Source organism: Paenibacillus sp. FSL R5-0749 (assembly GCF_038595085.1).
Taxonomy (GTDB): Bacteria; Bacillota; Bacilli; order Paenibacillales; family Paenibacillaceae; genus Paenibacillus.
Genome location: NZ_CP152005.1, coordinates 4,194,596 through 4,212,281 on the forward strand (window position 1 = coordinate 4,194,596; position 17,686 = coordinate 4,212,281).

Below are 17,686 nucleotides of genomic sequence, written 5' to 3' on the forward strand. Positions count from 1 at the left end.
GAACCAAAGATTCATTTTATACCAGATGGTCATAGACCGTCATCAGTTCAGAGGCCGGTCTGCTTGCATCGACATCCCGCAATCCAGGCTGGTCTCCGTAACCGATATGGAATACACCTAACACCTTCTCTGCACTTGTCAAACCCATCAGATTCATAAATACAGGATGTTGTTGATAATCATTGATCTTCCAGACAGCATTCAACCCCTGTTCCGCAGCCAGAATACTGAAACGTTTGCTCCAGGCTTTAGCCGCCAGAAGATTATCCTCACGGGCATTCACAGGCGCTACCACAACCAGATGGGTAGGGATCGCTTCCGTGTACTGATATGTAGCCCACTCGCCGTAACGATCAGCCAGATGGGGTGGATAGCTCTGTCTGACCGCTTCCAAATATAGCTGTCGCCCTTCGCCTGCAAACAACATAAACCTCCAAGGTTCTGAACTCATCACATATAATGAAGGATCTGCTTCATCAAGCAACTTTCGTATAACCGATTGGGGTACTGGCAACGGACTGAATTCACAAGTTCCTGCACGTCTCTTGCTACTGCTTATATCTTGACTTAGACCAGTAGACATGGCAACTTTCCCTCCTCTATCTGCATGATATATCGTTATCCTTCAACCGCCTTCACATCAACCATGTTTTCTTCGGTTCAACGGCTTCCGTTCTCCAGCGATCTACCTCTTCGTGTATGCGCACTTTATCACGCGTTGTAAACTGTTCTGACTCCACCACTTCTGCTTGCGGCATGCTATCACGTATCAAGTGAATGTAGTCCATGGAACGAATCAGAGACTGGCGTCCAGGGATGTACCTAATTTTGCGTCCTTCCAACAAGCAGTATATCTCGATCATCCCCGGTAATTTTCCGAAAGCTTCCCAGCAGAATGCACTGACCATATGCTGAAACGCCTCAACTACGTTCGGATCATGGACAACCATATATTTCTGAATAAGCAGCGAATCCCATCCTTCTGGTTGCCAGGCCGCCTGAAATATCATCGACAAATGCATGGATAATGAAGGTAACTCCGTTCTCCACTGTTCAAATAGAATGGCTGGATGCTTCAGATCATCGTTCATTGCAATGGCGAGTGACAATTCATCCGTGATCTTGCTCTTCACATCCCAGTAATGGAGTACCGATTCGAAACCATCTGTCTTTCTGGGCCACCACTTCTCAAGTAAATACTGTACGGGTACTTCTTTGCGAACATCGGGGTCCAGGCTATAAAAGGCATTAACCGCATGGCTCACCGCATATTGTACACGGTGCCTCCATTGCAGTGGAGGACGCTGCTCAGACACGGGTTCAGGGCGGATGAACCGGTCTGGGCTGCGCAGCATTTCTTCCAATCTGTAATCTTCAAGCAAGCGGACAGGAAGGTCATTCCTTCCGACCGGCATCGCCGCCTGAATATTATGTCTTAACATGATCTTTAGGACACCTGTAATCCGGCAGCAGCAAAGCGTTTGCCAAAGTCACGGCATGAATCCTTCTCCTGCTCAAGCGGACTGTATTCTATTTTTAACATCTCTGGAGAAACCTCCGCCCCACGCTCTTGCAGCTTGGCAGCAGCGAGATCAACTGCACCACAGAACTGCTCATACGAGGTATCACCACTTCCGAACACCGCGGCTCTCTTCCCGCTCAAGTCAAGCTCATCTAGCTCTTCATAGAAATCCAGGAATTCATCTGGCAACTCCCCGTCTCCCCAAGTGTAGACGCCAATCATGAATCCGTCATAGTCCAATACATCGGATGCATTACAATCCGTTACGGATTTCAGATCTGCCTCGTGTCCTCCCTGTGTAATTCCTTCCACAATCAGTTCTGCAATTTCTTCTGTATTTCCCGTCATGCTCGCATAAGCCACTAACAATTTAGCCATCTATTTTTCCCTCACTTTAATTGGATCATGTTAATATTCTCTCCGAAGAAAGAATGAATTTGAATTAACAAAATCATATGTGATAATGATTATCATTGTCAAATTAAATTTTGATTATCTCTGTTTTTCAATATATGGCGCACATTGGATTTCAACACAGCTAAACATCCTTCACCCTTTTAAGGTCCGATGTCATACCTTCCTCCAATGATCCCGTCCCCCAACTGGCGTACAAGCCCTTTTTTGTTGTACAATAGTATCCAAATGACTTTTGAAGGATGGATAAATCATTATGTACGTAGCTAAGAATTGGAAGGACTATGAAGTAATCGATACAGGAGGCGGCGAGAAACTGGAGCGTTGGGGAGATGTGATTTTACGCAGACCCGATCCACAGATTATTTGGCCCCTTGAGCAAGAAACCAATGAATGGCGTCAAGTGCATGGTCACTATCATCGCAGCTCTTCCGGTGGCGGTAACTGGGATATGAAAAAGCCCATTCCCGAGCGCTGGACGATCGGATACGAAAACCTGAAATTCCACATTAAACCTACTAGCTTCAAGCATACTGGCCTGTTCCCTGAACAAGCTGCCAACTGGAGCTGGATGATGGATAAAATCTCCAATGCAGGCCGTCCGATTTCTGTCTTGAACCTGTTTGCCTATACAGGCGGTGCAACGGTAGCCGCAGCTTACGCAGGCGCTTCTGTCGTGCATGTGGATGCAGCTAAAGGCATGGTTCAATGGGCCAAGGAAAATGTTCAATTATCCGGACTGGCTGATCGCCCTGTTCGTTTTATTACAGATGATGTATTCAAATTCGTACAACGGGAGCAACGACGTGGAAATCGTTATGACGCCATTATCATGGACCCTCCTTCTTATGGCCGTGGCCCGAATGGAGAGACATGGAAACTGGAAGAGAACCTTTATCCATTCTTGAAATCATGTATGACAATCCTGTCGGATAATCCATTATTCATGCTGGTTAACTCCTACACCACGGGTATCTCCTCCACGGTTCTGCGTAACATGTTAACCATGACAATGTCTGCTCAGTACGGTGGTGACATTACTGCAGGTGAAATCGGGCTGCCGATCACACGCAGTGGTCTTGATCTGCCTTGTGGTATTCTGGGCCGTTGGGAGTCCTAATCATGTCAGAACATCGGCGTGATCATGATGCAATTCCGATTCTGTTTGAAGACAACCATCTATTAGGCATTACGAAGCCGGTCAATGTACCTACCCAGGAAGATGCATCAGGTGATCCGGATTTGCTCACATTGCTGAAGCAAGATCTGAAAGAACGATATAATAAACCCGGCAATGTCTATCTCGGGTTAATACACCGACTTGATCGTCCTGTTGGAGGGGCAATGATCTTTGCCAAGACATCCAAGGCAGCTTCGAGATTGTCCGAGACAGTGCGGGGACGTCATTTCCGTAAAATATATGCGGCTGTTGTACATGGCAAGTTGCCTGCACAGCAGGGAACGTTAAAACATACGCTCCTGAAGGATGCACGCACGAATACTGTTACGGTTGTACCTAAGGGTACAGCTGGTGGTAAGGATGCCGTTCTCGATTACCGCGTTATTGGGGAGACAGACCGTTACAGCCTCGTCCATATCGAACTGCACACCGGCAGATCTCATCAGATTCGGGTGCAAATGAAAGAAGTCGGCTGTCCTCTGTACGGGGATCAGAAGTACGGTGCAAGCGTGAATAAACCCGGGCAACAGATTGCGCTATGGTCTGTGATTGCAGCCTTCCCCCATCCAGTTACCAAGGAAGAAGTCATTCTGCAATCCTTGCCTGCAAGAGAATTTCCCTGGGCAGAATGGCCTGCTGCAGTGTACCAAAAAGCTTTTGAACAACCTCTATAAGTACACAGGATAAGGTTAGATCTGTCCATATCACGTGTCGTTCAGATTCTGTATCTGACGACACGTTTTTTAATATTTCCAGCTATATGCCTAACATACAGAGAGGAGACATTTTGATGACCCCGTTTACCAAACAAGTCATTGCGATTATTGCGGCGATTCCTGAAGGTAAAGTGATGACTTACGGTCAGATTGCAGCCCATGCCGGTAGTCCAAGAGCCGCGAGACAAGTCGTACGAATCCTCCACTCGATGAGCCGCAAGGAACGTCTGCCCTGGCACCGTGTCGTCAACGCAAAAGGCGAAATCTCCATACCGGATGAACACTCGCGCATGATGCAGGAAACAGAACTGATTAGCGAAGGTGTGGAGTTCCAACTAAACGGAACCATTAATCTCAAACGGTTCGGACATGAGCCCGATCCTGTATTTCTTATCGATCCAACGATCCAGCCCGAATAAGATTCCTCTCTCCATATTTCAGCACACCAAAAAAGAGAACTCAGGCAGTTAGGGGCTTACCCCTTTTCAACTGCTAGAGTTCTCTTTTTTTAGCTTTTATCTGATATTTGTTATGCGGTAGCCGTCGCTTTTTCCTGTTCTACAGTAACAGGTTCAACAGCTGGTTTCGTTTTACGAATAAAGAACGCCATAATTAAAGCAACCACGGTCATTCCGGTAGCCACGATGAATGCATAGTTAACACCATATATTGTTGCATCTGCTGTAGCAGCTATCATCGCTGTCTTATCAGTAGGATCAACCTGACCCGCAGCCACTGCATCGGCCAGATGTGTTTTGAGCTTGCTGCTCATGATGGTAACGAGAATGGCTGTACCGATCGCTCCGGCAACCGTACGCAATGTGTTGGACATCGCAGTACCATGCGCGTTCAGACGTTGAGGCAGTTGATTCAGACCTGCTGTCTGGATCGGCATCATCAGCATCGACATACCGAACATACGAGCTGTGTAGATAAACATCATGTAACCGTAAGTCGTGTCGATGGCCAGACGACTCAGTCCAAATGTTGTAATCGCCGTAATGGCAAGACCTGCAACTGAAAGCCAGCGAGCGCCTACCTTATCAAATATGCGACCTGTGATCGGAGACATGATCCCCATCAATATCGCACCAGGCATCATCAGAAGTCCCGATTCAATCGGTGAGAAACCACGAATGTTTTGCAGGAAAATTGGAAGCAGGATCATACCTGCAAACATCGCCATCGTCACAAGCATATTAATGATTGTCGTTAAAGAATACATATTGTACTTGAAAATACGGAATTCAAGGAGCGGATGATCTGTTGTCAATTGACGAATAACGAACAGAATCAGGGAAATCGCACCTACGACGAGACATCCAATGACAATTGCACTGCCCCATCCATCAGTACCCGCATCACTAAATCCGTAAAGCAAACTACCAAAACCAAGTGTAGATAAAATAACGCCTGGATAATCCAGTTTAGGTCTGGACTGGCGTGTTACGTTTTTGACAAAAGCAATACCAATTGCCGTTGCAATAATAGAGAATGGCAAGATGATGTAGAACAATAATCTCCAGGAATAGTGCTCAACTACATAACCTGAAAGTGTAGGCCCAATCGCAGGAGCCAGAATCATCGCGATCCCCATGGTTCCCATGGCCTGACCACGTTTCTCAATCGGGAAGATGGTCAGGAATACAACGGTCATCAGAGGCATCAGGATACCTGCACCCGCAGCCTGAATGACACGACCCACCATCAGAATCGTAAAGGTTGGACTAAGACCACAGACTAACGTCCCTATGGTAAAGAGAGTCATGGCTGTAATGAAAATTTGACGAGTTGAAAATTTCGCAATCAGATATGCCGTAACCGGAATAAGTACACCGTTGACGAGCATGTAACCCGTGGTTAACCATTGGGCTTTGTTTGCATTGATCGCGAGGTCTTCCATAATTTTAGGAAGAGCTACGTTCATCAGGGTTTGGTTCAGGAATGCCACAAAGGCACCAATTAACAATGCCGCTACAATCGGGCCTTTCTTGATGTTGTCCATCGCGGAGGATGGAGCTGCAGCAGTAGTCGTGCTCATATGTTGTTCATCTCTCTTCCTTGTAACTTTTCAATCATTTGACTATGAATTCTAAGTAGGTGCTCAAGGTCTTCCTTCGATATATCCAGAATGGGTGACACTCTCTCCATCCAAAGATGGTGGGTTTCCTGTTGGGCCTGCTCCCCTTTATCCGTGATCTGAAGTTTAACGGATCGGCGGTCAGCATCAGAACGTGTCCGAACGATATACTCGCCCTTGACGAGCCGCTCCACAACAGCACTCATGGAACTGCTACCCATATGGCATAGCTCAGCTACTTCGTTGATGCCGATGGAAGGACGCTCCCTCAGGATGGATAACACCATAAACTGAATCGAAGTCAACTCGATCTCCTTGTTTTCATTCCAGAATGCTCGAAAAAGCATTTGATTCACTTGGCGGAACGAATTGATAATATAGAATACTTCATACGTATCAGTCATTGTTTCACCCTTTTACTTATGGAATATAATATTTCGTACACGAAATATCAGGGGAACAATTATTTATTATAACAAAAATATTTACATAGTCAACTCTTTACATATGAAATCACAAAATAATATTGGGGCATACTAAACTATGTGATTTCCTTGCCCCTTCCTCAACTAACCTGGACACAATGTGTATCATATGTAATTTGTAAATAAAATAACCATAGGGCTCCTGCACGAAACGAGCAGGTACTCCTATGGTTACTCAGAAGAATCAGCATTGTATTATACCGAAGTGGATAATGCAGGCTCTTTCGTTTTAGGTGTTGTCATTTTGCCTAACAGATATACCAGCAATTGTTGATTGTGCATCGATATGTTACTGAGAACAGAGTTCATGAATTCATTGCGGATGGTAATCCCCCGCTCTGTTTCCATTCTTCCTTTATCGGAAAGAGAAACCCAGACAATGCGTCGATCCTGATTATCCCGATTCCTGCGAATCAGATCATTCTTTTCCATCCGATCGAGCAGCATGGTTACGGCAGCTGGCGTAGTCGCCAGATAAGGAATCAGATCCGAAGGTTTCATCTTCTGATGATCCTCAAGCACCTCCAGAACAGCTAGCTGAGCCTCCGTCAATGAGGGGGCCAGCTCTTGATCCATATGCAGTTTATAATCTTTGGTTAGTCTGGACCAGCACTTGGCAAAATCGGAATTATACATCTTGCATCGCTCCTCTCTGCAACCGGTTATCACTTCACCTGCTTAAGTTTTCGCCCTCCAAAGCCGCATTCCTGCTGCCTTTTTTCATTTTCCTAGCGATCGACCGTAATCGACGAAGGTTGTTAAACTTCGCATGGATGTGCTCTTCTAATCCGCCTTCGAACAACAAAAAAAGACTCTTCGCATGACAGGATTAGCTGCGCTGCGAAAAGTCTTTTATGCTTACTCTTTATCAAGTTGATGCTGGCTGATTCTCATTGAAGTCCCTCAGAAGTTCAACGATCTCGTCCTGTTTATCCACAGGAACGAGCAGTTTGCCAATATGTTTGCGTTCCGTAATCGGAACACCTTCCGAAGAGATCGGATGCACGTGGCCTTCCTTGGTCATGACAGTGATGTTGCGTTGCTCTTTGCAATAAAAAGCGCCAACAATACGACTGCCATTCGGTTTCACGCGTTTGCCTTCCTTGAACTCGAATGTGGCAAGTCCCTTGCCTCCACGACTCTGCACAGCATAATCCAGCAGTAATGAACGTTTACCATATCCCAAATCGGACAACACGGCAACTTCACCTTCATCTCCTGCAACCCATAGGGCGGATACAACTTCATCTGTATCTCTCAACTGAATGCCACGAACACCACCGGATACACGTCCCATTGGATTGACCTCATCCTCACGGAAACGAATCGCCATGGCTTCTTTTGTAATCAACATAATATCTTGCTCACCCGTACTCAGATGTACAGATAACACTTCATCGTCCTTACCCACTTTACAAGCTGCAACTGCTCCGGAACGTTTGGTAACGTAATCCTTCAGTTCCGTCCGCTTCACCTGTCCTCTTCGTGTAACGAAGACCAGACTGTGATTCGGCTCTTCAAAGGATTTCACAGCAAGCACACTTGCAATACGGTCGTCTTTCGCAAGAGGAATGACGTTCACAATGGCTGTGCCCGGGTCTTTCCACTTGAACTCAGGTACCTGATGAACAGGTAACAGGAAATACTGACCTTTCCTCGTAAAGACAAGCAGATTCTCAAGCGTATTTACTTCCAGAACCTGAGCGATATAATCGCCGTCTTTTACACCACTTCCGCTCCGTTCACCACCAGAACGTGTAAAGGACTGCATGCCTGTACGTTTCACGTATCCTTCTTTGGATAACGTTACAAATACATCTTCTGCATTCACAAGTACTTCGAGATTAACCTTGAGTTCTTCCACTTCACCCTGGATCGCAGAACGACGGTCTATACCGTATTTCTCACGAATCTCCATCAATTCCTTGCGGATGACTCCGATAAGCTTGCGGTCACTATCCAGAATGGATCGTAATTGCGCAATCTTTTTCATCAGATCACCAAGTTCCTTCTCCAGAGAATTAATCTCCAGATTCGTCAAACGGTACAATTGCAAAGTAAGGATGGAATCCGCTTGACGTTCCGTGAATCCAAACATCCACATCAGGTTATTTTGAGCATCCTGCCGATTCTTGGACGCTTTGATTGCTGCAATGACCTCGTCAAGGATGTTAAGAGCTTTAACCAAGCCCTCCAGCACATGTGCACGGTCTTCCGCTTTCTCCAGCTCAAACCGGGTACGGAATGTGACAACTTCCCGCTGATGGGCAATGTAAGCCTCCAGAATTGATTTCAATCCCATTTGCTGTGGTGCTTTATTCACAATCGCAACCATATTGAAGTTATAAGTGACCTGAAGGTCGGTTTTCTTCAGCAAATAAGCCAAAATACCTTGTGCGTCAGCTTCTTTTTTCAGCTCAACCACGATCCGCAGCCCTTCACGTCCGCTCTCATCACGCACTTCGGCAATACCTTCGACCTTTTTCTCAAGTCTAATGTTCTCCATCGCTGTAACCAGACGCGACTTCACGACTTGATAAGGAATTTCGGTAATGACAATTTGCTGTTTGCCACCGCGCATGTTTTCAATCTCGGTTTTGGACCGGATATAGATCCGTCCCTTACCTGTGCGATAAGCATCCAGAATGCCGTCACCGCCCATAATCAATCCGCCTGTTGGAAAGTCAGGACCCTTCATGAACATCATGATCTCGTCCAGCTCAATTGACGGTTTCTCCATCACAGCGATCGAAGCATCAATGACTTCACGCAAATTGTGTGGAGGAATCTCCGTTGCAAATCCGGAGGAAATACCGCTGACACCATTAACCAGCAAGTTCGGATAACGGGATGGCAATACAACCGGTTCTTTGGCCGTATTATCAAAATTATCCTTAAACAGAACCGTCCGTTTCTCGATATCGCGAAGCATCTCCATCGCGATGGGCGACAAACGGGCCTCCGTATACCGCATCGCCGCTGCCGGGTCATCATCCTGTGATCCCCAGTTACCATGACCGTCCACGAGCATATGGCCCATTTTCCATGGTTGAGCCATCCGTACCATTCCCTCATAGATGGAGGAGTCACCATGTGGATGATAATTACCCATTACGTCCCCAACGGTTTTGGCAGACTTGCGGTAAGTCTTGTCAGGCGTATTACCTGAATCGTACATGGCGTACAGAATACGTCGTTGTACTGGCTTCAATCCATCCCGGACGTCCGGAATGGCTCGATCTTGAATAATATATTTGGAGTAGCGACCGAAACGGTCCCCTACGACCTCTTCGAGAAAGGCCGGCATAAATTGTTCTGATGGACTCATTCCAAGCACCTTCTATTCTTCGTACTCTGTAAAGTCGACGTTCTCTACAATCCAGCGTTTCCGCGGATCAACCTTATCACCCATGAGCGTAGATACACGACGTTCTGCTTTTGCTGCATCAACAATCTGTACCTTCAGCATCGCACGAGTTTCCGGATTCATTGTTGTCTCCCACAGTTGATCCGGATTCATCTCACCAAGACCTTTATAACGTTGAAGCTCAACATTATTACCGAATTCCTTCATATAATTCGCCAGTTCTTCATCCGTCCATGCATATCGAACACTCGCGAGCTTACCAGACTTACGAGTAAGTTTGTACAATGGCGGCTGAGCAATATATACTTTGCCTGCATCAATTAAAGGCTTCATATAACGATAAAAGAAGGTCAGCAATAGCACTTGAATATGTGCGCCGTCCGTATCCGCATCGGTCATAATGATAATTTTGGAATAATTGCTGTCTTCAACTGCAAATTCGGTTCCTATGCCCGCCCCGATCGCCGCGGTTATGGCGCGGTACTCTTCATTTTTAAGAATGTCCGCCAGCTTCGATTTTTCCGGATTGAGCGGTTTTCCCTTGAGGGGCAGAATCGCCTGAATCTTCGAGTCGCGTCCCTGTTTGGCAGAACCACCCGCGGAATCACCTTCGACAATAAACAACTCATTTCGGGTAAAATCCTTTGATTGCGCCGGCGTCAACTTGCCGTTCAGGTTGGAACTTTCACTGCGTTTCTTGCCTGTACGCATATCATCACGTGCTTTGCGAGCTGCTTCTCTGGCTCTGGAGGCTTGCACCGCTTTGCGAATTAACGTTTGCGCTACCTGCGGGTTTTCTTCCAGGAACCGCTGGATATTCTCGGACACGACCGAATCCACAGCACTCCGCGCGGTTGCGCTACCAAGCTGATCCTTCGTCTGACCTACGAACTCAACCTCTGACATTTTGACACTGATGACGGCCATCATGCCTTCACGCAGATCATTACCTTCGAGGTTTTTATCTTTTTCCTTGATCATGCTGGTACGCCGTGCGTAATCATTCATTACACGGGTATACGCAGCCCTGAATCCGGTCTCATGAGTACCGCCACCCCGAGTAGGGATCGAGTTCACGAACGAAGCCAGTGTCTCTGTATAACCCGCGTTATACTGGATTGCCACTTCGACTTCAATGTCATCCTTCTCCGCATAGAAGTGAATAACATCATGCAACACATCTTTATTTTCGTTAAGAAAAGCAACAAACTGGCTTGCTCCACCTTCATACATGTATTCATCCTGATTGCCCGAACGTTCGTCCTTGAGCACAATTTTCAAACCTGAATTCAGAAAAGCAATCTCCTGAAGGCGTTCTGCCAATGTATCATAATTAAATTGAATGCCATTCTGGAACACCCGAATATCCGGTTTGAATGTCACTTTCGTACCTGTCCGATTGGTATTGCCCAACACTTCGAGACCGGAGACCGGTTCACCGACATGTTCAATCCCTTTTTTGTCCTTCCAATACTCGAATCGCTGACGATGAATCTTGCCATCACGGAAAATCTCGACTTCAAGCCACTCGGACAATGCGTTTGTAACTGACGCACCTACACCGTGCAAACCGCCTGATTTTTTGTATCCTGATCCACCGAACTTTCCGCCTGCGTGCAAAATCGTAAACACGACCTGGGGAGTAGGAATCCCTGTTTTATGTATACCTGTCGGAATTCCCCTTCCGTTATCCTGAACCGTAATAGAACCGTCCTTATGCAGCGTGATATCGATTTTGGAGCAGAATTTGGCGAGATGTTCGTCGACAGCGTTGTCGACAATTTCCCATACCAAATGATGTAAACCCGAAGTGCTGGTGCTGCCGATGTACATGCCCGGCCGTTTCCGTACTGCTACCAGCCCTTCAAGTACTTGAATGTCGTCCGCGTCGTAGCCTGAAGACCCCTGTCCTCCGCCTGTCGAACCTGCCGACATATCGATTTGCTCGACCATTCATGCTCCCCCTTCTTAACTTGCAACTAAAAAAATGCTTAAAATGCAAACAGATGTTTTCTTATCCTTGTCCATTTTAATTCAAGATATCCCGTTTCGTAAAGACAAGGAATGACACAATGAGTGAAGCAACGCCCCAAACACTAAGCACAATAAGAGAAAAACCTAAATTCATACCCTCGATTGGCGGTAATCCACCTGACAAATAATCAGGAAGTTCGAGGTTAACCATGAACAGATATTTCGCTGTTTGCCAAGATGCAGCCATACTCGTCAAGATAGTTCCTGCAATCAGAGCGGCCATCATAATCACGATACTTGCAGCTGTACTTCGCACAAGTACGGATACCATAAATGCAAGCATAGCCACGATTACACTCACAAACCAGATCAGTCCTGCCTGCATAAGCATATACAGCCACTGGTCTACAGCATGCACTGCCGACATATCTACATCTGTTCCCACAACTTTGAATCCTGTAAAGATTGGCATGTTGAAGCCTTTGTACCCAAAGACCGCACCCGATATGACGTAACATATAATGTAGGCTGATACCACGATGATCGAAACAAACATAATCAGTGTAATTAATTTGCTCAGAAGCACTTTCCAGCGCCTAACCGGACGCGTTAAAAGCATTTTAATCGTACCTGTGGTACGTTCACCTGAAACAAGATCTGAAGCAATGGCCATGATTAACAGTGGAATAAACAATCCTACTGCATTGTTCATGAACTCCCGTGTAAAGGTAACACCACCCGGTTCTTTGGGATTGATGTCATTTTCGAGATAATACTGCATCTGCTGGATATACACGGTTCTATATTTCTTGTACTCTTCTGGCACGCGATCGCTCCCGAGAGAGTTTTGATTGTCTGTAATGGCCTGTTGCAGTTCAAGCCGCCAATCGCCTCCGAATTTGTCACGATTATTCTCCGCAGATTTCATCTGGGCATACGTAAACATCGGTACCAGGATCGCAAGTACAATAAATATAATATAAAGCCGTTTTTTCTTCACCATCTTAATCGTTTCATTGCGAATCAGCGGCATGATATTACTCAATGGATTCACCTTCTGTCATTTTTAAGAATAGTTGTTCGAGCGTAGGCTGAATCCGCTGTACCCCTTCAACCTGTACACCAGCTTGAACCATCTGCTGTACCATATCAGGAATTCGATCTTCGTGCATCTCGGCAACCACAGCGTTGGGACCAAGACCCGCAACAATGGTATCATCCATTACATCCGCAGGTCGACTTACCAGAGCAATGCCTGCATCCAGTAACATCTTTTTGCCTTGCTCCAGTGGTGAAATATGCCATATGGCCAACTTGGAATGGTCTTCAATCAGTTCGCTTACGCCTCCAACAGCAAGCACACGCCCCGCACTGATAATCGCCACTCTGTCACAGAGAAGCTGGATCTCGCTTAACAAGTGACTGCTGACAAATACAGCCATGCCTTCACTCGCAAGTTGTTTAATAAAGACCCGAAGTTCCTTAATTCCTTTTGGATCAAGACCATTCGTCGGTTCATCCAGAATGAGCAGACGAGGCCGCCCAAGTAGCGCTTGTGCAATACCGAGCCGCTGACGCATACCAAGGGAGTAGGTTCTGACTTTATCGTGAATACGCTGATCCAATCGTACAATATCCACAACTTCCTGGATACGATCATTGTCCACTCCCGGTTGCATGCGAGCAAAATGTTCCAGGTTCTCCCATCCGGTCAGATAGGTATATACCTCAGGATTTTCAACAATGGAGCCTACATACTTCAAAGCGCGCTCAGGGTCCCGATTCACATCATAACCACAGACTTTAATTTTCCCTTCTGTCGGTTTGATCAGGTCCACGAGCATCCGTATTGTTGTTGTTTTCCCAGCACCGTTAGGACCGAGAAATCCAAAGATTTCACCGGGTTTCACGTCAAATGTAACGTCTTTAATGATCCACTTGCGCCCGATCCGCTTCTTCAGATGCTGTACAGACAGGACGGAATCATACTGCTGCTCTGCCATTTATTTTCCGCTCCCTTCTGCCGGTGTATCCGCCTGGAATTCCTGTGCAATCCGAACTGCAATTTGCTCATAACCTTGGCCGTTTGGATGAAAATGATCTGACGAGAGATACTCCCCCAGATGATTTTCAAATAAATCGAATGTAGGGACAAGTGTCATCTTATCCTCATTGTTTAAAATAGCCAGTGCAGCATCGTTCCAAGCGGCAACAACCGCATTCCCTGGCTTCTCCAATTCTTTCACATCACCAAATGGATTGTACAACCCTATGTACGCAATCTGTGCATCGGGATTGATTTCTTTGACTTTCTTCAAAATCTCTTGAAGGCGTTTTGACGTTTCCGGTAAAGCCGCTGCCAGCTGCTCTGCTGTTGGCGGATCTTCCCCCTGTAGAACTTGCCCTCCCTGGAACAGATCATTCGCGCCAATGGATAGCAAAATAAAATTGGACTGCTGTAGGACGTAACGCACCCCTTGCTCATCGAGTTTTTCCAATAAAGCATCCGTTCTCAACCCGTTTACACCCAGATTATTTAGAACCTGAACATCATATCCTTTATCTTTAAGCAAGTTCCCTGCACGTCTCACAAAACCAAGTCCCTCATCATCCCCCGTACCTCTTGCCAAGGAATCACCGATGACGGCCATCCGAATCTTGCCATCTTCCACTACGGCCGGTTCACCTTCCTTATCCTTAGATGGAGCAGTTGCCTCCTGGCCTGTAGTTAACGCTGAATCTCCCTCGGGGAAAATCACGTCTTTTATAGCGTATCCAAATCCAAATAACAACAGCAAGGTTGCCAAGATGGATACTGTACTGACGGTTCTCCAGATCCATGGTGCTGAATCAAGGCTTTTTTTCTTTTTCATCATCACATCTCCGCTCATGTACACCAGTCTGGGTGCTTAATAATTTATAATGACTTTACATCAAGGCGTGTCTGAAAATCCGCTTACTTCGGAGTTTTCAAGACACGCCTTGATGATGCTATTCCTAAATAACATAAATGTTCTGTCGTTAATTTGCAAATTTTGCCGCTACATTCGCAGAATTCATTTTCTATATGTCATTTAACGGAAAAAAGGTTATGCCATACACAGATTTCAACTGTGCTGGCATAACCTTTTGATATACAAATTTTTATTTACTTCATTATAATTACTTATTTACCGATAAACTCTTGAGCCCAGTATCCGTTGTAGAACCCTACACCGATATGTGTAAAGTTTTTGCTCAGAATATTGGCACGGTGTCCTGCACTATTCATCCAGGCTGTTACAACTTCCTGAGGTGTTTTTTGTCCTTTGGCAATGTTCTCACCTGCATAGCTGTAAGTTACTCCGAATTGTTTCATCATATCAAACGGAGAACCATACGTCGGTGACTGGTGATCAAAATAGTTATTGTTGCTCATATCTTTTACTTTGGCTACAGCTACTTTGTCCAGAAGAGCATCTGAAGTCAGTGCGCTCAGACCTGCTTTGGCACGCTCAGCGTTCACAAGCTTTACAACTTGCGTAGCAAAGTCGGATTGTGTGCTTTCGCTGCCATTATTACTTGTATTGTTACCGGTATTACCTGTGTTTGAAGAATCTTTAGCTGGCGTGGTTGCCGGTTTTTCTTCTTGTGTTGGTTGTGCTGGTTTAGCCGGTTGCTCAGGCTTAGTTGTCGGCTGAGTTGGCTTTGTAGTCGGCTCAGCAGGTTTGGTTGGTTGATCAGGCTGCGTAGCAGGCTTCTCTACAATTTGTCCCTCGGATACAGTGTATCCGTTTTGTTTGAGCCACTGTTCGATATATGCTTTCAGGCTGTCTGTACTTGTAATTTTATACGTTGTGGTAGTCTTATATGTTGAATCTGCAGCAGACGCGGAAGCAGGAAGCATTACACCTACGGCCAGTACGGCTGTCAGACTACTCGTTACGACAGTTTTCATCCATTTCTTTTTCAAATTCATTCATCTCCTTAAAATTAGTTATTACAACTTTGTAATTAATACTCTAGCAGTATATCAATTCAACAGGAGATTGTGAACCTATAAAATATGGAAAAGTAACTTTTTTGTCATTTTTTAGCCATAAAAAAAAGACATTCAGACTAACAAAGCTAGTCGAATGTCGCTTCACCATTTATTTATCAGTCACTACACCAGAACATGCAGATCAGGATATCATGAGAATTTAATGTTGTAGGAAAGACCTTTTTATACTATAGAAGAACCTTACTGAACCGATAGCCTCTCTTCTGGAAACCAATGTGCTCATAAAAAGAGTACGTTGTTGAAGTCACTTCACGGTTCGCACCCGTGACAAACAGCTGTTTACCACCTTGCTGTCTGCCCCAATCTTCGGCTCGAGCCATCAGACGACGGCCAATACCACCACCACGATGTTCTTGACCTACAATCAGGGAAGTAATTTGTGCGGCAGGTTCTGGATAGGCATGACTTTGCACACATTGCAAGCCAATCACACCAATAATTTGTTCATCCACTTCGGCAACAAGCATGCATGCGTTTGGATTGGTTTCCAAACATTCAATGCGTTCTTTCATGACATTAGCTGTTGTCGGATAGCTGACCTCTCGCATCAATCCTGTTACCGCTTCAGCATCTCGCAGTTCACACTCTCGGATCATCAGTACAGGGGCCTCAACATTATTGGACATGATTTACCTCCACTTTCAGCATATTAGCGGCTTGCACCGCTGTTTTACGAGCTTCTTCCACATCTTGGCCAGCACTTAGCGCTACAGCCATTCGGCGTCCTACCTTCGTCTCAGGTTTGCCAAATACACGAATCTGAGTACGAGGAAGAGCCAGTGCTTCTTCAATCCCGCCTACAGTAAAGTCAGATGTTTCATCATTAGCTTTCAGCGTTGCTGAAGCTCCCGGTGTCAACAGATGTACACCTGTGACCGGAAAACCAAGAATTGCACGTACATGCAGCGCAAACTCGGAACTGTCTTGCGTCACCATTGTAACCATACCTGTGTCGTGCGGACGAGGAGATACCTCGCTGAACACAACACCATCCGATGTTAGGAACAATTCCACTCCAAACAGTCCATAGCCGCCAAGTTCATCCGTAACGGATTTGGCAATATGACAAGCCTGTTTCCATTGCTCAGGCGTCATTGCATGAGGCTGCCACGATTCGACATAATCCCCATCCTTTTGAATATGGCCAATCGGAGGACAAAATACGGTGCCTGATACAGACCTGACGGTAAGTAATGTAATCTCACTATCAAATTGCACAAAGCTCTCCACGATGACACGAAAGGATTTGCCACGAGCTCCCGAAAGAGCAATGTTCCAGCAATCCTCCACATCCCCCGGTGTACGGCATACACTCTGCCCTTTGCCGGAAGAACTCATCAATGGTTTAATGACACAAGGTGTGCCAAGCTCACGTACGGCTTCCTGAAGTTGTTCCAGGTTGTCCGCAAAAAGGTAATCAGCTGTCGGAAGTTTCAATTGTTCGGCTGCAAGACGACGGATGCCTTCGCGATCCATCGTTAGACGTGCAGCACGGGCAGTAGGTACTACACAAAATCCCTCTTCCTCAAGCTCCAGTAAAGCTTCTGTTGCAATAGCTTCAATCTCAGGTACGATGTAATGAGGTTTTTCTTTACGGATCAATTGTTTCAAAGCTTCGGCATCCAGCATGTCGATGCAATAAGACCGGTGCGCGACCTGCATTGCAGGTGCGTTCTCATAACGATCAACAGCGATCGTCTCTACTCCCAGTCGTTGGGCCTCAATAACGACCTCTTTTCCCAATTCTCCACTGCCTAATAGCAGCATTTTTTTGGCTTGAGCCGTAAAAGGAGCACCCCACATGTTCTTTCCAATCCTCCCAAAGAGAAATCTTCTATATATCTGTCTCTCTATTTTCGGGGTTTTGGTTAAAGATTGCAAGAGTGCTCCCTATTTTTCTTGTGAA

The 17,686-nt window shown here is 46.0% G+C and carries 17 protein-coding genes; 3 read left to right on the plus strand and 14 right to left on the minus strand.

Features of this window, described 5'->3' with window-relative positions:
• Positions 1–16 precede the first annotated feature (16 nt).
• The 3 genes from MKY85_RS18590 to MKY85_RS18600 are packed head-to-tail and all read right to left on the minus strand — an operon-like array spanning position 17 to position 1,900.
• Complete coding sequence (locus tag MKY85_RS18590; protein ID WP_342570515.1) at positions 17–583, minus strand: nitroreductase family protein; 567 nt, start codon at positions 581–583, stop codon at positions 17–19.
• Positions 584–635: 52 nt separating this feature from the next.
• Complete coding sequence (locus MKY85_RS18595) at positions 636–1,442, minus strand: hypothetical protein (RefSeq protein ID WP_339256069.1); 807 nt, start codon at positions 1,440–1,442, stop codon at positions 636–638.
• Positions 1,443–1,447: 5 nt separating this feature from the next.
• Positions 1,448–1,900, minus strand: coding sequence for a flavodoxin (locus MKY85_RS18600; RefSeq protein WP_339235037.1), 453 nt, complete (start codon positions 1,898–1,900; stop codon positions 1,448–1,450).
• Between the two features lie 292 nt (positions 1,901–2,192).
• Between MKY85_RS18600 and MKY85_RS18605 the strand changes: the two genes are divergently transcribed.
• From MKY85_RS18605 to MKY85_RS18615, 3 genes are all read left to right on the plus strand, one after another.
• Complete coding sequence (locus MKY85_RS18605; RefSeq protein ID WP_017687801.1) at positions 2,193–3,056, plus strand: class I SAM-dependent methyltransferase; 864 nt, start codon at positions 2,193–2,195, stop codon at positions 3,054–3,056.
• Positions 3,057–3,058: 2 nt separating this feature from the next.
• Positions 3,059–3,790, plus strand: coding sequence for an RNA pseudouridine synthase (locus tag MKY85_RS18610; protein WP_342570516.1), 732 nt, complete (start codon positions 3,059–3,061; stop codon positions 3,788–3,790).
• Between the two features lie 116 nt (positions 3,791–3,906).
• The gene (locus MKY85_RS18615; RefSeq protein ID WP_253438335.1) at positions 3,907–4,251 is read left to right on the plus strand and encodes an MGMT family protein; all 345 of its coding nucleotides are present in this window, start codon (positions 3,907–3,909) and stop codon (positions 4,249–4,251) included.
• Positions 4,252–4,361: 110 nt separating this feature from the next.
• On the opposite strand, the gene MKY85_RS18620 is transcribed toward MKY85_RS18615, so the two are convergent.
• From MKY85_RS18620 to purT, 11 genes are all read right to left on the minus strand, one after another.
• Entirely contained in the window at positions 4,362–5,873 is a 1,512-nt protein-coding gene (locus MKY85_RS18620) for a DHA2 family efflux MFS transporter permease subunit (RefSeq protein WP_124116268.1), read from the minus strand.
• The gene (locus MKY85_RS18625; RefSeq protein WP_062835118.1) at positions 5,870–6,316 is read right to left on the minus strand and encodes a MarR family transcriptional regulator; all 447 of its coding nucleotides are present in this window, start codon (positions 6,314–6,316) and stop codon (positions 5,870–5,872) included. The genes MKY85_RS18620 and MKY85_RS18625 overlap by 4 nt, the downstream gene beginning before the upstream one ends.
• A 276-nt stretch (positions 6,317–6,592) precedes the next feature.
• Positions 6,593–7,033, minus strand: a complete 441-nt coding sequence (locus MKY85_RS18630) for a MarR family winged helix-turn-helix transcriptional regulator (RefSeq protein ID WP_253438342.1) — start codon at positions 7,031–7,033, stop codon at positions 6,593–6,595.
• 232 nt (positions 7,034–7,265) lie between these two features.
• Complete coding sequence (gyrA, locus tag MKY85_RS18635) at positions 7,266–9,725, minus strand: DNA gyrase subunit A (RefSeq protein ID WP_342570517.1); 2,460 nt, start codon at positions 9,723–9,725, stop codon at positions 7,266–7,268.
• Positions 9,726–9,737: 12 nt separating this feature from the next.
• Positions 9,738–11,717, minus strand: a complete 1,980-nt coding sequence (gene parE, locus MKY85_RS18640) for a DNA topoisomerase IV subunit B (protein WP_253438346.1) — start codon at positions 11,715–11,717, stop codon at positions 9,738–9,740.
• Positions 11,718–11,793: 76 nt separating this feature from the next.
• Positions 11,794–12,783 (minus strand): ABC transporter permease, encoded by a 990-nt coding sequence (locus MKY85_RS18645; protein WP_253438348.1) that lies wholly within the window; start codon positions 12,781–12,783, stop codon positions 11,794–11,796.
• Positions 12,776–13,741 carry an ABC transporter ATP-binding protein gene (locus MKY85_RS18650; RefSeq protein WP_342570518.1) on the minus strand — a complete coding sequence of 322 codons (966 nt, stop codon included), beginning with the start codon at positions 13,739–13,741 and terminating at the stop codon, positions 12,776–12,778. The genes MKY85_RS18645 and MKY85_RS18650 overlap by 8 nt, the downstream gene beginning before the upstream one ends.
• Entirely contained in the window at positions 13,742–14,614 is an 873-nt protein-coding gene (locus tag MKY85_RS18655; RefSeq protein ID WP_342570519.1) for a GDSL-type esterase/lipase family protein, read from the minus strand.
• Between the two features lie 290 nt (positions 14,615–14,904).
• Positions 14,905–15,690 carry a CAP domain-containing protein gene (locus MKY85_RS18660; RefSeq protein WP_339307398.1) on the minus strand — a complete coding sequence of 262 codons (786 nt, stop codon included), beginning with the start codon at positions 15,688–15,690 and terminating at the stop codon, positions 14,905–14,907.
• A gap of 257 nt (positions 15,691–15,947) precedes the next feature.
• Entirely contained in the window at positions 15,948–16,406 is a 459-nt protein-coding gene (locus tag MKY85_RS18665; RefSeq protein ID WP_253438357.1) for a GNAT family N-acetyltransferase, read from the minus strand.
• Positions 16,396–17,583 (minus strand): formate-dependent phosphoribosylglycinamide formyltransferase, encoded by a 1,188-nt coding sequence (gene purT, locus MKY85_RS18670; protein WP_342570520.1) that lies wholly within the window; start codon positions 17,581–17,583, stop codon positions 16,396–16,398. Before purT ends, MKY85_RS18665 begins: the two co-directional genes overlap by 11 nt.
• Positions 17,584–17,686 lie beyond the last annotated feature (103 nt).

What these genes read in the sequence shown, in the direction of transcription:
- MKY85_RS18590 (WP_342570515.1), bottom strand. Translation starts at nt 583, where the DNA reads ATGTCTACTGGTCTAAGTCAAGATATAAGCAGTAGCAAGAGACGTGCA.
- MKY85_RS18595 (WP_339256069.1), bottom strand. Translation starts at nt 1,442, where the DNA reads ATGTTAAGACATAATATTCAGGCGGCGATGCCGGTCGGAAGGAATGAC.
- MKY85_RS18600 (WP_339235037.1), bottom strand. Translation starts at nt 1,900, where the DNA reads ATGGCTAAATTGTTAGTGGCTTATGCGAGCATGACGGGAAATACAGAA.
- MKY85_RS18605 (WP_017687801.1), top strand. Translation starts at nt 2,193, where the DNA reads ATGTACGTAGCTAAGAATTGGAAGGACTATGAAGTAATCGATACAGGA.
- MKY85_RS18610 (WP_342570516.1), top strand. Translation starts at nt 3,059, where the DNA reads ATGTCAGAACATCGGCGTGATCATGATGCAATTCCGATTCTGTTTGAA.
- MKY85_RS18615 (WP_253438335.1), top strand. Translation starts at nt 3,907, where the DNA reads ATGACCCCGTTTACCAAACAAGTCATTGCGATTATTGCGGCGATTCCT.
- MKY85_RS18620 (WP_124116268.1), bottom strand. Translation starts at nt 5,873, where the DNA reads ATGAGCACGACTACTGCTGCAGCTCCATCCTCCGCGATGGACAACATC.
- MKY85_RS18625 (WP_062835118.1), bottom strand. Translation starts at nt 6,316, where the DNA reads ATGACTGATACGTATGAAGTATTCTATATTATCAATTCGTTCCGCCAA.
- MKY85_RS18630 (WP_253438342.1), bottom strand. Translation starts at nt 7,033, where the DNA reads ATGTATAATTCCGATTTTGCCAAGTGCTGGTCCAGACTAACCAAAGAT.
- gyrA (WP_342570517.1), bottom strand. Translation starts at nt 9,725, where the DNA reads ATGAGTCCATCAGAACAATTTATGCCGGCCTTTCTCGAAGAGGTCGTA.
- parE (WP_253438346.1), bottom strand. Translation starts at nt 11,717, where the DNA reads ATGGTCGAGCAAATCGATATGTCGGCAGGTTCGACAGGCGGAGGACAG.
- MKY85_RS18650 (WP_342570518.1), bottom strand. Translation starts at nt 13,741, where the DNA reads ATGGCAGAGCAGCAGTATGATTCCGTCCTGTCTGTACAGCATCTGAAG.
- MKY85_RS18655 (WP_342570519.1), bottom strand. Translation starts at nt 14,614, where the DNA reads ATGATGAAAAAGAAAAAAAGCCTTGATTCAGCACCATGGATCTGGAGA.
- MKY85_RS18665 (WP_253438357.1), bottom strand. Translation starts at nt 16,406, where the DNA reads ATGTCCAATAATGTTGAGGCCCCTGTACTGATGATCCGAGAGTGTGAA.
- purT (WP_342570520.1), bottom strand. Translation starts at nt 17,583, where the DNA reads ATGTGGGGTGCTCCTTTTACGGCTCAAGCCAAAAAAATGCTGCTATTA.